The 15,957-nt window shown below is 54.9% G+C and carries 11 protein-coding genes; 5 read left to right on the forward strand and 6 right to left on the reverse strand.

Translation table 11 applies throughout. The features are described from left to right. Window positions 1–242: 242 nt before the first annotated feature. The 5 genes from CA54_RS10765 to CA54_RS10785 are packed head-to-tail and all read right to left on the reverse strand — an operon-like array spanning window position 243 to window position 4,083. The gene (locus tag CA54_RS10765; protein WP_146370772.1) at window positions 243–776 is read right to left on the reverse strand and encodes a hypothetical protein; all 534 of its coding nucleotides are present in this window, start codon (window positions 774–776) and stop codon (window positions 243–245) included. Window positions 777–822: 46 nt separating this feature from the next. Next, entirely contained in the window at window positions 823–1,659 is an 837-nt protein-coding gene (locus CA54_RS10770; protein WP_146370773.1) for a sulfite exporter TauE/SafE family protein, read from the reverse strand. A 25-nt stretch (window positions 1,660–1,684) separates the two neighbouring features. Further along, window positions 1,685–3,097 (reverse strand): MBL fold metallo-hydrolase, encoded by a 1,413-nt coding sequence (locus CA54_RS10775; protein WP_146370774.1) that lies wholly within the window; start codon window positions 3,095–3,097, stop codon window positions 1,685–1,687. Between the two features lie 48 nt (window positions 3,098–3,145). Then, entirely contained in the window at window positions 3,146–3,706 is a 561-nt protein-coding gene (locus tag CA54_RS10780; RefSeq protein WP_146370775.1) for a rhodanese-like domain-containing protein, read from the reverse strand. Window positions 3,707–3,765: 59 nt separating this feature from the next. Beyond that, on the reverse strand, window positions 3,766–4,083 hold the full coding sequence (locus tag CA54_RS10785; RefSeq protein WP_146370776.1) for an ArsR/SmtB family transcription factor: 318 nt from the start codon (window positions 4,081–4,083) through the stop codon (window positions 3,766–3,768). Window positions 4,084–4,332: 249 nt separating this feature from the next. Between CA54_RS10785 and CA54_RS10790 the strand changes: the two genes are divergently transcribed. Further along, window positions 4,333–7,779, forward strand: coding sequence for a protein kinase domain-containing protein (locus CA54_RS10790; protein WP_197532380.1), 3,447 nt, complete (start codon window positions 4,333–4,335; stop codon window positions 7,777–7,779). A 29-nt stretch (window positions 7,780–7,808) separates the two neighbouring features. Here CA54_RS10790 and CA54_RS10795 read toward each other — a convergent pair whose 3' ends face one another. Then, window positions 7,809–9,071, reverse strand: a complete 1,263-nt coding sequence (locus CA54_RS10795; RefSeq protein WP_146370778.1) for a hypothetical protein — start codon at window positions 9,069–9,071, stop codon at window positions 7,809–7,811. A gap of 432 nt (window positions 9,072–9,503) precedes the next feature. Between CA54_RS10795 and CA54_RS10800 the strand changes: the two genes are divergently transcribed. The 4 genes from CA54_RS10800 (at window position 9,504) to CA54_RS10815 (ending at window position 15,933) form a co-directional block, all read left to right on the forward strand. After that, complete coding sequence (locus tag CA54_RS10800) at window positions 9,504–10,367, forward strand: FKBP-type peptidyl-prolyl cis-trans isomerase (protein WP_146370779.1); 864 nt, start codon at window positions 9,504–9,506, stop codon at window positions 10,365–10,367. Window positions 10,368–10,695: 328 nt separating this feature from the next. Then, entirely contained in the window at window positions 10,696–11,340 is a 645-nt protein-coding gene (trxA, locus tag CA54_RS30095) for a thioredoxin (RefSeq protein ID WP_197532381.1), read from the forward strand. Window positions 11,341–11,508: 168 nt separating this feature from the next. Beyond that, the gene (locus CA54_RS10810; protein WP_197532382.1) at window positions 11,509–14,148 is read left to right on the forward strand and encodes a zinc-dependent metalloprotease; all 2,640 of its coding nucleotides are present in this window, start codon (window positions 11,509–11,511) and stop codon (window positions 14,146–14,148) included. A gap of 327 nt (window positions 14,149–14,475) precedes the next feature. Next, entirely contained in the window at window positions 14,476–15,933 is a 1,458-nt protein-coding gene (locus CA54_RS10815; protein WP_146370780.1) for a sensor histidine kinase, read from the forward strand. The last annotated feature ends 24 nt before the right edge of the window (window positions 15,934–15,957 follow it).

Genomic DNA, 15,957 nt, shown 5'->3' on the forward strand with positions numbered 1-15,957 from the left:
TCAAAAATCTTCGAATTCAGTGTTGTTTGCCTGGTGATCTCGTTTTGCGGCACCGCGCGTGCTCAGGATTATTGCCCTACGGCCTGTGATACGGCGCAACCCGTTTGGGCGCCGACCTGCAAATCGTGGAACCGTCGGTGCAGTTCAACGACACGGCCGTCGTGTTTGGCCTGCGGGCGCAATTGCTGCTGTAGCCGTCAGCTGTTGAGGGAAGTTAGACATCGGGCAGCCACGTGCGTCGTTTATTTGGGGACAGCATGGTTCTTGCGTGCTTCCACGAATCCCAGTTTGACAAATGCCGACACAACTTGAGCGTGGGCTTGAATCAACGGGACGACAGCCTTTTTTTCTGACGTGACCACAACGTGCACCCCTTTGAGGGTGTTTTTTATAGTCATCGAGGTCCATTGTACTTTGCGAAATAAGGCTGCGAACAAGGGATCGCGCTGCCGGATTGGTTGTTTTTTCTTGACACGGCGATGCATAGCAGCGACATGTTCTTGAATCGCGGCGACGATTTCCGGCACGTCCGATTCGGTGACTGTCTCTACGCCATTGGGCAGTTTCTTGACCTCACGCCGAATCTGTTTGTGATTCGCTAACAGATATTGAAATACCGTGCGGTCTCTTTGGAATTGCGGGTCATTCTGTCCCCGCCTGCCGCCGCGTCCTCGTCCACCACGTCCTCGCTGCGGTGAACCCCATAGCGGACCGGCAAGACGCGAGCTGAAGAGTCCACTCAATGCTGCCAGAAATATCCGTCGTGTGGTACTCATGATTGTTCTCCACTGAATGAAACGGCCGCTCACTACATACTGGTCGTTAAAACATGCTTTTTGTGACTACGAAGACTGCCACAACCACGACGGCCATCGAAAAGCCCTTCTGTAAGACGGCTCCTGAAATCCGGCGGCCCAGTTGGGTGCCGATCGACAAGCCGACAATCCCTCCTCCGGTGAACAGCGCCGCGATGTGGAAATCGAGGGGGCGATCAGCAATCAGGTTGGACGCAATTCCCGATGCACTGATTAAGGCGATCACCAGTAAAGAGGTGGCGACGGCGCGATGGATGGGCATGCCGCTGAATAACACCAATGCTGGAACGATCACAAATCCCCCGCCGACGCCGAACAGTCCCGATAAGATCCCTGTGGCAAACCCCAGTGCGATCAACAGCACCGCGCAGCGCGAGGTCAATTGAAGTTGGCCCTGCGGATCGCGGCGACACGTTGCCTCATTCGTCGATTCCTCGTCTGCGGCTGGGGAACAGCCAGTCGTTTCGGTTTCTGTGTTCGATGCTGTAGAGCGGCGCCACATGCGAAGCGCGATTGCCAACATCAAACCGGCAAAGAGCAGCATCAATAGCTTTTCCGGCATCAATGAATTCAGCCAGGTGCCGAGCGGCGCACCAAGCATTCCGGTTACGGCGAAGAGCAACCCGGTGCGGACTTCGACTTGACCTCCACGTAGATGTTGAATCACACCCCAGGCGGCTGTCGCCCCGACGGCTGCCAGCGAAATCCCCACAGCTTCGTGCGGCGGAACGGACATCGCATACACCAACAACGGCACCGCGAAGATCGATCCGCCTCCACCGGTCAGCCCCAGAGCCAATCCAATGACGAGACCAAAGCCCAAGCTGAGAATGACAGTCTCCATGAGTTTACCTATATGATTATGTGACTCAAGTTGTTGAAGCAGTCGCGGGGACTTGCGGCAATTGCGACGCTTTCCAAGCTCCAAATCCGCCCACTAAATCGAGGACGTTTTCCAACCCATGTTTTTGTAATAAGCTGGCGCCAATAGATGAGCGATAGCCTCCCGCACAATGGATCACCACGGTTTCATCGCTGGGAATGGTTTGCAGTCGTTCCTCCAGGTGATTCAGCGGTATGTTGTAGCTCCCCCCGATGTGCCCCTGCTGATATTCCGTCGGCGTACGTATATCGAGGATGAAGTAGTGACTACCGGTCGATTGTTGTTCGGCCAGTGCCTGTGCCGTAATCCGTTCAGTTCGCTGTAACAGATCGGGGCGATCGTTCAGGGCATTGAGACCGTTGTCTAAATAACCGACAACGTTATCAAAGCCGATCCGTCCCAACCGCATGACGGCTTCCTGCTCCTGGCTGGGTTCGGCGGTCACCACAATTTCATGGTCTTTATGTAAAATCGTTCCGGCCCACGTGGCATATTTTCCGTCCAAACCGATATTCAACGCTCCTTGCAGGTGTCCGCCGGCAAAATCCAATGCATTGCGGACGTCGACAATTTGTGTGCCGGAGTGTTGGAGGCTCAAGACTTCGTCGACATCCAGCGGACGCAACTTGTCTCTCATGGTTTCATCCAGTGCCGGCCGTTCTTGGCGGTTCAAAATGGCATCGTGCACGAAGTAATCAGGAGCTTCGGGCTGTTCAGCGGTGACCAATTCCTTAAACGCTTCCAGCGTCATCGGCTGCAGCGCGTAATTGTATTGCTTCTGTTCCCCAATCGTGCTTGAGGCGGCGTCGCTCAGATTCTTGCCGCACATCGATCCGGCGCCGTGCGCGGGATAAACCAATGTGGCGTCGGGCAGTTTCATCAATTTGTTATGCAATGAATCGTAGAGCATGTCCGCCAATTCATCGGCCGTGACTCCGATCGATGCCAACAAGTCGGGGCGACCGACATCGCCGATGAACAAGGTGTCGCCTGTTAAAACTGATTGCGGATGCTCGCTATCGACGCTCTTGTCGAAGACCAGAATCGAAAGGCCTTCCGGTGTATGGCCCGGTGTTTCCAGCGCCTGTAACCGTACCTTGCCGAATTCAATCGCATCGCCGTCACCGAGTCTTTGGAATTCAAATTCGGCCTCGGCGCGGCTGCCGAGATAGATCTTAGCTCCGCATTTGTTTCGCAATTCGATGTGTCCGGCGATAAAGTCGGCATGGAAATGCGTGAGGATAACATGCTCTATTTTGAATCCGTGCTCTTTTGCATCCTCGATATAGATTTCAATGTCCCGCTGCGGATCAATCACCGCGGCGACGCCCGTTTGTTCGTCGGCCACCATGTAGGAGGCATGCGACAAGCATTCTAGATAGTAACGTTGGAAGTACATGATTGAGTTCCTTATCACAATTTTCGTGTTCGCTAAAGGAATCGGGCATCAAGCAACATGGCATTGTTGATCCTCGCTGCTGACACGGTTCCAAGGCATTTTGGCGAGCAGCATGGCCATTCCGCAGGTATCAGTCACGCCGGCGAACACCAAGCCGGCTCCCACAAAGGCCGCCAGTCCGGCGAAATAGGGATGCACCGTCAAGGCCAACACGCTGCCCAGTAACACCAAACTACCGGCGGCGATACGGACTTGCCGCTCCAGTGAGACTGTCTTCTTGCCGCGGACGACCGGGAGATCGGCTTGTTCCCAAGCCTGCGTGCCGCCCTGCACATTCACCACGTTGGTGCAACCAGCATTGATCAGTTTCTCGCACGCCTTGCGCGACCGATTGCCGCTATTGCAAATCACATACAGCGGTTGATCCGCTGAACTGTTCCGGTCGGCAAGCAGTTTTTCCGCGTCCAGCTCATCCAGAGGAACGTTGCGGGCGATGGTCGAATGTGTTTCGCGATATTCCGCCGGAGTACGGACATCGATCAATTCGACCGTACTTTTGTCTCCGATTTCTGCCAGTTCTTGGACTGAGATTGAATTCAGCGTGGCCATGGTAACACCTCGTAATATCGTAAGGTTAAGATATATATGTCAAAAATATGCAGACGCCCTCAGGAGGCCGCCAGGAACCGGCTTTCGATGCACTTCATGATGTCAGCCAAGTGCGGTTCAGCGACTTCGTAAAACACCTTGCGCCCTTCGCGTTGACTCGTCAAAAACCCACAACGCTGCATCAGTCGGAGATGTTCCGACGCGACGTTGTTAGGAATATCGCAGTCTTCTGCCAACTCCCCGACGGTATACCGACCCTCGAGCAACAACTGCACCATGCGAAGTCGGGCCGGGTGGGCCAGCGCTTTGAGGCATTCAGCTGCTTGTTTGAGTGCCTCCATCGGGGCGATCGTAGTTTTTGGTTTTTTTGCGTTCATAATTGACTCCTATTTAATTATATCGTCATCTCGCGATATGTCAATTAGTATTTTTGCAGATTTTTGGGATTGGGAGCGCGCTAAGGAACCGGGACGGGAATAGGCCGAGATGTGACAAAAGGGCCGTGATGCTTCATCAATTCGCTTGGGCGCGTTACGATAATTGAGTGCTGCGCCCCGGCTCAGCACCGACCGGATCGAGCAGCAGCGATTGATGCGACATCACCGTATTACGACGGGATGATAATTGTGAACTCTGATGATTCACCGACGAAGGATCTGAAATGGCTTGTTTTGCTCGACGAGTTTGAGGAGGCTCTGCGCGAGAGTCAGGAGACAGCGGCGTTTGAAGCGGACGCGCTGCGACGCTTCGGTCCGGAACAATTGCAAATTCTGTTGATGCTCAAAGAACTGTATGAGACGGATCTAGCCGGCTTCATCTCTCATCGTGACGCAACCGTCGCGCTGACAAATGCCCAGACAAATCACAAGCCCGCAGAAGCGGGGACGTTCCCCAAACAATTTGGCCGATTCAAAATACTGGACAAAATCGGCGCGGGGGGAAATGGGATTGTTCTTTTAGCGTTCGATCCGCAATTGAATCGGGAGGTAGCGCTCAAGATTCCACGTACGGATGCTTCTATTTCGGATGATATGGATCGTCGTTTTTTACGCGAAGGGCGAGCGGCGGCGGCGCTGACGCATCCGAATATCATTCCGGTCTACGAAGCCGGGAAAATTGAGGAAGGCCGTTATATTCTCTCCGCTTATTGCGCGGGTCCGAATTTAGCGATGTGGATTTCGCGACGTTGCGAACAAGGCTTGGTGAATGACCCCCGCCAGGTGGCCGAATGGGTCGCACAATTGGTGGAAGCGAGCGAATACGCCCACCGTCAGGGAGTCGTCCATCGCGACTTGAAGCCCAGCAATATCATGTTGGAACCAGATTCCTCTACGCCAAATTCCGGTGAATACGCATATCTTCCGCGCATTACGGATTTCGGTATCGCAAAATTTATCGCGGCCGACAGCAGTGTGACTCAAACCGGGGCGATTTTGGGAACGCCGCAATACATGGCGCCCGAACAAGCCGCCGGTCGGACGAAGGATGTCGATGAGTCCAGCGACATTTATGCGCTCGGTGTGGTCCTGTATGAACTGCTCGTGGGTAAGCCGCCAATTCTGGGAGAAACTGTCCTAGAGACATTGCAAAAGGTGGTTTCCGAGGAACCTCCGTCACTCCGCAAACAGCGGCCGGAGATTCCGCGGGAATTAGCGGTGATTTGTCTAAAATGTTTGGAGAAAACACCCGCGCAGCGCTACGCGACCGCGGGCGATTTGGCGGCGGATTTGCGGCGGTTTCTTCGCGGTGACCCGATTCTTGCCCGCGGCCAGGGAACGCTGCGTAAAACGGTGCATTGGGTGAACCGCAGGAAATTTTCGGGTGTGAGCGTCCTGATGGGGGCCGTTGCAGTTGCCGTATTGGTCTTCGCCGTCGCTTGGTTTGTGATGCCCCGCGGAGCGGTCACCGTTGCCGCTGGAAACGGTACAATCCCCAGTGACCCCCAAGTGTTGCGCGAAGACCAATACTACAGCGATGTCAAACGTGCCGGTGAAATATGGGCTGATAGTTACTTCCGTATCAAAGACCAACCGAACACATCCACAGCGATGCAAGAATTGCTGGAACGCCATTTGCCGCAGGATGGGCAAAGCGATCTGCGCGGATTCGAATGGCATTACCTGTGGAAACTTGCTCATCCTCAAGACTACGCGCCGCCGCCGGTCTTGCTCACTTCGTTCGACGCCCACGCCCACGAGGATGACAATCTCAACAACATTTACTTCATCCGGTTTTCGCCGGATAGCCGTTCGTTCGCAACGGCGGGCAGCGACGGCTTGGTCCATATCTGGGATGCGGCCAGCGGAAAATGCTTGCAAACTTTAAAGGGGCATTCGAATGAAGTGAACTGCGTAACGTTCTCAGCAGATGGTTCGCGAGTCGCAACGGCAAGCGACGACAATACGGTCATAATCTGGAACGCGGAATCGGGGAAGGAAATCGGCACATTTTCGGGGCATTCAACAATGGTTGTTGGGGTGGCGTTTTCGCCACTGACATCGGACGTTGTTTCGGCCGATGATGATGGAATCCTCAAGGTCTGGAATGTAGACAGTTTTAAGGAAAGGTATTCGATTCAGGCACACCGCGGACGGATCGAAGCGGTCGAGTACTCAAAAGATGGGAGGTGGTTGGTCACCGCTAGCCGCGACAGCACGGCAATCGTTTGGGACACGACAAACTATCAATCAGAGAACACTTGCCGTTATGGTACTTCAGTCCGTTCCGCCGTGTTTACACACGACTCCGGACATGTGGCCTATTGTGGCGACAGTGGCGATGTCAGATTTGATCGTGTCGAGAATGGAAATCGTTGGATTTCATTAGTGGGGCAGCAAGAGGATACAGCACAAGCCATCCGGATCTCGCCGGACGATCAATCAATGGCATCAGTGGGCAGCAATGGGCCGATTTACCTTTGGGATCTGCCAACGCAAAGTATCACCCACGTGATCGAGAATGCTGGCGTTACGTTTTGGGGAATGGACTTTTCCCCGGACGGCCGACTGTTTGTAGCGGGAGACAGTGCGGGCCGAGTGCGCATCTGGGACATTTCTGCCGGTTTTCATCGAACGAAACTTTCCGCTAAGCCGTTGGGTTTGCAGTGCATGGCGATCTCTCCGGATAGCCGGTTTTTAGCGCTCGGTCAGCATACCGGTACCAGGTACCCACCGCAGGCAAGGGGAGGGTGGCAAATTTGGGATATCACCGCAGAGATTCCACGTCTCGTCCATGAAGAAACGGGCGATTCGATTTACTCGCTGGCATTTTCGCCCGATGGCGAGCATCTGGCACTGGGAGGTCTGGCACAGGATTCCGGGAAGGGCATTGTCCGCATCGTCGATTTGCAGATGTTTGACCAACAGTCGAAGTTTGGGATCGGAGATGGCGTTCCTTTGCAATTGGCATTTTCCGCCGACAATCGGCGCTTGCTGGTCGGCAGCAACGAATGGGAAGACGATCTGAATGCCATTTCGCTGTGGGACTTGGCGGCGAGTCGACGACTCGATTACAAATCGCTAGGGCATTTTAGTATGCACGGTGAAAACTTGCAGACGCCTATTTCAAGTGACGGTAAATGGGTCGCGACCAATTCCGGCCCAAACCTGATTGTCCCTCTGGGGCGCAAAGGGTTTTTGCAGACCAGTCGCCTCAATATTCCGATAACTGCCACCGCATTGGGTTTTTCATCCAACGGCCGCACGATCGCGCTGGGTTTGAAGCGTGGCGAAATTGCACTTTGGGACTATTTGAACAATCAGGAAATCGAAATACTGCAAGGAGGCTTTTCCACATACCGATCTGTGAAGTTTTCACCGGACGGAAATTCAATTGTGGCCAGCGCATCGGACGATTCGGCGATCCGTCTATGGCGCATGCGTCATTGGGAGGCGCTGCTCTCACTGCCAATTCCGGGAGGACGAAGTAGTTTCCAACATCTGCTGTTTTCACCAGACGGCAAGACAATCATTGCTGCCGGGTGGCCTGGTCGGGTGGAACTGTGGAATCATGCCAATTGGCGGGAAGTTGTCCGCACGGAGCCGAGCAATATTTTTCTCTGGCGAATTGATTGATACGGAGAAACTCGTTCGCGTTGCGGGGCTTAATCGGTCGGAGGCGACGCGTTGAGGTTTCGCTTGTATAAATGCAAGCAGGTTTGTTCAGCGTGAAAAAGCAGCCATTGTAGTTGTGTATATACAGCATGACCGGCGTGGTGCCGGGCGATGTTGCTGTTTGGTAGGCCGTAGTCACACAACAGCGAGACCCCTTGTTCGGGAACGCGCATTCCCAGCTTGAGACGTTCTTGAAGATCGCGCAGCCGCAGGTTGTGCTGCAACAACCGGTTGAGTCTGCGGTCGGCCAAAAAATTCCGCCACGCAAGAACGCCGGGAGGTACATTGGTTCCCGCGATGCCCAGTTGCTGGATGTAGTCGCCAACCGCGGCATGCAAGAAGTCGTCGAGCGTGGGCGGAAAAGGGCACAGGTACTCGGGCAATCCCTCACGCAGTCGATGATTGATGAAATGCAACAGGCGTGCATTGCCATTGGGGGCCCAGGCATAACGAATGGGTGTCCCGAACGTGACAAAATCGCATTGTTCGGCAGCGAGCGCGCGGTGGGGATCCTTAAGCCGCCGCCAGACATTCGGCCACCAGGGGAGATCGATGCGACGTGTCATGGGATTGCGGAAATAGACTTGTGCCGTTCTGAAAAACAGGTCGATCGTCGCATTGTCAGCCGCGAGCAGTTGCGACAACAGCGCGAAGACGTTGCCGGCGTGGCTATGGCCCCAAAGCAGAATCCGTCCTTGGTCCTTCCGATTGTACAATTCGTCGAACAATCGGACGGCAGCGTCTGCACGGCCGATGTGATGGTTTTCGCTGGACCAATGGAAGAGGCGAACTGGGATCGGTCGCTCGCTGCCGATGTTGAGTGACTCTTCGAGTTTCTGCGCAAACTGAGCGGTAAAGTTGCCATGTTCGCCAACAGTGGCGTCCACCCACTGCTTATTCAACTGCCGCAGTGTTTCACCATAAGCGGGCAGCAACCGCGACAATTCCAACCACAGTCCAGCGGCGTCTCCACCGACAAACGTTCCGTGCACCAAATAGAGAGACGAAACACCGGCGGCCCGCAATTGATCGCCTACGGCCCGCATGCGCAGGCGAAACTCTTCGCAGCCCAATTCCGGCCCGGGATCTGCGCGGAGGAGCTGATAGGCCGCTGCCGGCGGGGCGTTTGTGTATTGCTGATGTCGAAATCGATCGTCACTCAAAATCTTGCACAATCTCCAGAGATGCGTAGCCGTAGACTGCACAACGCATTTGTGCTGCGCCAGTCGAGCGAGACCTGCCAGTTTACTCATTCGTCTCCCGATCAGACAAATGATTCTGGGACTTGGTGGCTATTCGTTTTAGTTGGAGCGAGAACAATCCGTATCTCATCCGTCGTTTTGAATTCGCAAACGGTTCTGTAAAGCGGATCGTTGATTGACTCCGCCCAGGGAACCGTGAGCAGAACGGGGCATAGCGCCACGTTGGGGAAGCCTGCCCCGTGGGGAGCGCACCGGGAACAAGTAAGCGATTCACCCGGTTCAGAAAAATCAAAAAAGCGTTTCATGCTAGCGGGGTAGGTGGAAATGCATGATTGCCATCTCCACCGAAGCGGGATTGAGATGTTTGGCACGTCGATTGCATTTGTGTTTTAAAACCGCACGGGGGCACAACAACAAAACCAGTTGGTCCGGTGCAAAACCATTTATGCTTTCCCTTCTAAACACGAACCAGGAGACGTTGAGATGAGTTTCAGTTTTTCAAAAATGAAGTTCCCCATTGCCATGGGCGCCTTGCTGGGCGTGGGGGCAGTCGCTGCAAGTACCGGGTTGATGCAGGGGAGCTTGCAAACGGCGCGAGCGGATACTGCCGCCACATCGGCGAAAGCGCCTTCCGGCGAATCCAAAGCCGGTGAGGCAACGAACGCCTCAGAGGCGGGAGTCGATTTGAAGGCTCTCAGTTACATCATCGGTACGAATGTAGCGCAGGGCATGCAGGAACAAAAGCTTCCGTTGCAGGCGGACGAATTCATCGCCGGATTTCGCAATGCGATGGCTGGCAAGGCCTCGAAATATTCCGATGAGGAAATGGCAGCCGTACTGACGGCCTTTCAAAAACAGCAAATGGAAGACTTGATGGCCGAACATGCCAAGATGAGCGAAGCGGCGAAGAAAAAAGGAGAGGACTTCCTCGCGAAAAACAAGTCGAAAGAGGGCGTCTCCGAAACCGCGAGCGGGCTGCAATATCGCGTCATTGAAGCGGGTGACGGCCAAAAGCCCTCCGAGTCGGATCGCGTCAAAGTGCACTATCGCGGCACATTGATGGACGGCAAGGAATTTGACAGCTCTTACAAACGTGGTGAGCCGGTCGAGTTCAACGTCGGTGGCGTCATTCCTGGTTGGACGGAAGCTTTGCAGTTGATGTCCAAAGGGGCGAAATGGGAATTGTATATTCCTGCGGAATTGGCATACGGTCCTCGCGGAGCAGGCGGGGCGATTGGGCCCAACGAAGTGTTGGTGTTTGAAGTGGAATTGTTGGACGTCATGGAGCAACAACCGTCCAAACCGCTTTCGGTGAATCTGTCTGAGGCCCAATCGGCGACGGAGTGATTCGCTGTGGAAATGATGAGACAGGAGCGTGGTGAACTCCTGGCAGTTACCCGCGTCCGGCAAGTCAATCTGCCGGGCGCGGGTTTTTTTCTGTAGTCGTCGAAGTCGCATGAGTCCATGCGGCAAGCAACAGTCCGTGGGAGCGTGTCGTCAGGGGCAGAAGGCGTCGCTTGGGGAATTATGCCCCAGCGCGCAGGGACGAGAGATTACAAAAACATGCGAAAACACGGGTAATTTGCCAATTATTTAGCGTTGGCTCAGTTGGGCACGCCGCTTGCTATATACAACCACAGACCGCAATTTCGCGGTTGGCACAAGGAGAAAAAACATGTTGAATCAAGGCATACAACTTTATCTGGCAGTCGCGGTTTCAGTGGGTGGGTTGGCGTTGTGGTGGTCACTGCAAAGCCCGCAACGGCAGCGACCGCAGTTCACGACGATGGACACCATCATTGAACGAGAGCGAGCCGAACTCGCTCAACCCGCCGTGATTAATAACCCCACCCGGGATGTCGAACGACAGTTGCGCCGCGCTGCAGCCCCGCAGGCAGCTGCTCGGCAAGCTCGGGTTCCGCATACGCGGGTTCCGCAAGCGATGGTCCCGCACACAGCAGTGCCTCAAGCCGCGGCCGGGCAGCCGGTGGATGTTACCGATGCGACATTCTCGTCGGTGGTGCTCGACAACGATCTGCCGGTGCTGGTCGATTTTGGAGCGGACTGGTGCGGAGCGTGTCGGATGATCGAACCGGTGATCCATGAACTAGCGGGTGAACTGGGCGGTCAAGCGGTGGTGGCACAGGTGGATGTGGATGACAATCCGCAAATCGCGGCCCGCTACGGCATTAAAGCCCTGCCGACGTTGATGGTCTTCAAGGACGGACAGCCGGTCGAAAAGGTTGTCGGAGCGGCCCGCAAAGCGGAGTTGCGTGCGAGAGTCGATTCTCACACTGGACCGAGCAAGACGTTGCTGTAACGCAGTAATAAGCAAGTCAAAGAATCATTGTTGCGAGCACCTTTGATGTGCAACGACTTTTGGACCCGGTTCCGTGTGAGCCGGGTTCAAGAGTCCCTGATACAGACAATCCGGCCGAACAGCCGGTTTCCCACAATATATCCCTCAGCGAGTCGAAGAGGAGCAGTCATGCAATTCACAAGTTTCGCCAAGCGTGCCATCGTCGCGATCGCAATCGCACCGATGGCACTTTGGGCTCCTGCCGCTTTTGCCGGCGGAGAGAACGCAGCGAAAGCCGCCGATACAGCCGGCAAACCGTCCTACGAAAAGATCCTCAAAGGGGCGACGGCCATTGAAGGGGTCGTACCGCTTTACCGCAAAGGCAGCAAACTTTATGCGGAAATGGGGCCTCAACAACTGGGGAGTGAATACCTGGTGCTTACCTCGATCGCTCGGGGTATCGGCAAAACACCACTCTTGGGAGGCATGACCTGGGGATTCGATGACGACTGGGTGTGGAGCTTTAAGAAGGTCGATGACAGGATACAGATCGTCCGCCGTAATATTCGCTTTCGCGCAAATCACGGCAGCCCGGAATCGACAGCCGTTACCAATGCGTTTACCGATAGCGTGTTATTCAGCTTACCGGTGATTACCAAAGGCCCTCACGGCGGTGATTTGGTCGATATCACCAAGGTATTCATGTCGGATCTGCCCCAGATATCCCACGTACTGCCGGGATTTTCGTTCGCAGCGGATCGTTCGCATTGGGCAGGGGTCAAGGGTTTCAAGAACAATATCGAGCTGGAAGTGGCAGCAACGTACGCCTCGAGCGGCCATGTGAAGATCGACACCGTGGCCGATACCCGCGGCGTGACGATTCACGTGCACTATTCCATCAGCCGGTTGACACCTTCGGATTATCGTCCGCGGTTGGCCGATGATCGCGTGGGATATTTTGTGACAGCAGTCAAGGACTATTCGGACAATGACGGCGACGATCAATTCGTGCGTCTGATCAATCGTTGGAATGTGCAAAAGGCCGATCCCTCGGTCAAGTTGTCGCCGGCGAAAAAGCCTATCGTCTTCTGGATCGAGAAAACCGTTCCGTACAAATACCGTCAGCCGATCCGCGAAGGGATTGCGGAGTGGAATAAGGCATTCGAAGCAGCCGGAATTCTCAACGCGATCGAAGTGCGTCAGCAGCCCGACGATGCCAGCTGGGATCCGGAAGATATCAATTACAACACCTTCCGCTGGATGACGGCCAATGCTGGTTTCGCGATGGGACCATCACGGATCAATCCGTACACCGGCGAGATTTTGGATGCCGATATTATTCTCGACGCCGACTTTGTCAAATCGTGGAGCAAGCAGATTGAAACGCTCACGCAAGAGGATGTGGCGGGGATGACTGGCGGAGCGCTGGATATTGAAACCTATCGGCGGCAGCAAGCAGAGAAATCCGCCGCTGAGCACGCACACCACTGCAGTAACTGTCAGGGAATGTCCCACCAGTTAGCATTGGTGCACAGTGTACTGCCGCTGCATGCCGAGGGAGAGCGTTTAGAGGAACTGAAGGAGACGGCCGTCATGCAGGGACTGAAGGAGGTCGTGATGCATGAGGTCGGCCATACGCTGGGATTGCGGCACAACTTCAAGGCGAGCACGTTTCGCAGCTTGGAGGAACTGCAGAATCGTGAACTCACGAGCCAAACCGGTTTGGCCGCGTCGGTGATGGACTATCTGCCGACCAACATCGTGCCGGATAAAGATAAGCAAGGCGATTATTTCTCAACAACAATCGGCCCTTATGACATCTGGGCCATTCAATACGGTTACACCCCGCTACCGGGTGGGCCGCGCGGAGAAGTTCCGCTATTGCAGGCCATCGCCGCACGGAGCGGGGAGCCGGGTCTAATCTTCGCAACAGACGAAGATACGCGGGGCATCGACCCCGATCCGGATGCGAATCGTTTCGATTTGGGAAATGACCTGATCGGTTATGCCCGCCAGCGGAGTGAGTTGGTGCGTCAATTGTTGCCCAAAGTCGTGGAGCGTGCGACGTCGGACGGAAAGGGTTATCAACGCGTGCGTCCCTCGCTGAATAATTTGTTATCGATTCAAGGACAAGCCATGCATTTCGCGGCGCGTTATGTGGGGGGCGTTCGTATGAATCGTAGCCACCAGGGAGATGCCGGGGCTAAGAATCCGGCGGAGATTGTCACCCCCGCCCAACAGCGGGAGGCGCTGCAGCTGTTGGAGGACTCGGTCTTCAGCGACGCGGCTTATGAGATTCCGCCGGAGCTGTTCAATCACATGAGCCCGGCGCGGTGGTCGCACTGGGGGAGTGATGTCGCGGATCGTTCTGATTTTCCGGTGCACGAAACGATTGCCTTGTGGCAAAATCGAATCCTGGACCAGTTGCTGTCTTCGTTGACCTTGGATCGTGTGGCGGATAACGAGCTGAAAACGCCGGCCGATCAGGATGCGTTGACAGTCGCGGAATTGATTTCCCGGTTGACCCAATCGATCTTCAGTGAAGTCGATGCGATCCAACCTGGAGAATATACGGCTCGGAAACCAGCCATTAGCAGTCTTCGCCGCAACCTGCAGCGGAGTTATTTAAAGCGGGTGTCGCATTTGGTCTTACAACAACCGGGTGATGCGGCGGTTGTGGCCGCAGCACAAATCGGCGAACTGCGGCACTCGATCGACAACCTGTTGGCCGGCAAGATCGAATTGGATATTTATACCCGTTCCCATCTGCAGGACATTTCCCTTCGTATCGGAAAGATCCTGGATGCGGGGATTTCGAAGACAGCCTAGCGATTGATTATTCGACGTTCACTTGTGCGTCCTTGTAGCCCGACGGACCGGTCGGCGATCCAATGGGGATCGTACGACCGGCCGTTCGCGCTGCCGGTGGCGGCGATTTAATAGGTAGTGTTGGTTAGTCCTTGTAGGGCAGGCTCCCGCCTGCCGCCATGAGTAAGAAGCCGCAGCGTCTCACTGCTTTATCCGAGGCAAACACAACACATCAACTTGGCGGTGTCATGGGTATCGGTTGGCTCCTTCCCAAAACGGAGTGGGTCACGTAGCATTGGCGCAAGAGAGGGCAATGAAGATTGGGATGTGGAACCGCGGAAAATAGTCATGAAGCTTGCATCGAAAATCATGCTGTTGTTTTTAGTGGCCGTGGTGGCCATCACGGGGTTATTTAGTTACCTCACGATTCAGCAGGACACGACAGATTTTACTGAGGATCATGCACAGAAAGCCGCAAATCTTGTCGAATCGATGAAACCTCACCTGCTCGACGCTTGGAACGAGGGTGGCCATGATGAGGTGGATCATGTCGTGCGGATCTCCACCAGAGAGGTTCGACAAACGATCGTGCGGTACTTTCGTTTGGACGATAATGCACCGGGCGAAACGCCGGCAACGCTGGCGTATGTGCGGCAGAATCAGTCCGTGACTGAATCGATCACCGACAGCAATGGCATAAACTGGGTGCATACGATCTTTCCATTCGATATTGATGGAAAAACCCGTGGGGAAATCGACGTTTCGGAACCCACCGAGCCGGTCGAAGAACGAATGCGGGAGACGATCACCAATTCGGTGCTTTCGGTGTTGTCGGTTGCGGCGATCTGCGGCGCGATTTTGATCTTTGGTGGCGTGCGCATGATTGGACGGCCGCTGACTCAATTGGTGGAAAAGACCAAACGCGTCGGCCAAGGCGACTTTTCTGAACCGCTGCACCTAAATCGCAAAGACGAATTGGGCCAATTGGCGCTAGCGCTCAACGAGATGTGCGATCAATTGGCCGGGCAACGGGAGACCATCCAAGCTGAGACCGCTTCCCGCATCGAGACCGAGCACCAATTGCGGCATGCGGATCGCCTGAAGACCGTCGGCCGTTTGGCGGCGGGGATTGCGCATGAAATGGGAACTCCGCTCAATGTCGTCTCCGGCCGCGCCGGATTGATTGCCGGCGGAAAACTGAACGACGAAGAAATTCAAAAAAGCGCGGTCGTGATCAAAACCGAAGCGGACCGCATTGCTAAGATTATCCGCGAATTGCTGGATTTCGCGCGGCGCTCGACACCGCAGCGCGAAGCGGTCGATCTGCGGCAAGTGGTCGATCACGCGGTGGACCTGCTGCGGGCCTTTGCCGACAAAGCCCATGTGACCCTCGATGTGGAATCAGACGGCGATGCTTTTCCCGCCCACGTCGACGCAGGGCAAATCCAACAGGTGATCACAAATCTGGTCATGAACGCGGTCCAATCGATGGACGATGCCGGACGAGTCGAATTGCGGTTAACAGCCATAAATGCGCAGCCGCCGGAGGATGTGAATCTGACGGCGGGAGAGTATTATCAGATCGATGTGACGGACAACGGTTCCGGAATTCCGGAAGAACGTTTGCACGACATCTTCGAACCGTTTTTTACCACGAAGGATGTCGGAGCGGGGACGGGGTTGGGATTGTCGATTTCGTACGGCATTGTGCAAGAGCATGGCGGGTGGATTTCGGTAACGAGTGAAGTCGGGCAGGGTAGTTGTTTCTCCGTGTATCTCCCGAAATCGGCACCGGCGGAATCCTAAGTTTTTCTAAAACCAGTTGGAAGT

The organism is Symmachiella macrocystis, assembly GCF_007860075.1.
Lineage (GTDB): Bacteria > Planctomycetota > Planctomycetia > Planctomycetales > Planctomycetaceae > Symmachiella > Symmachiella macrocystis.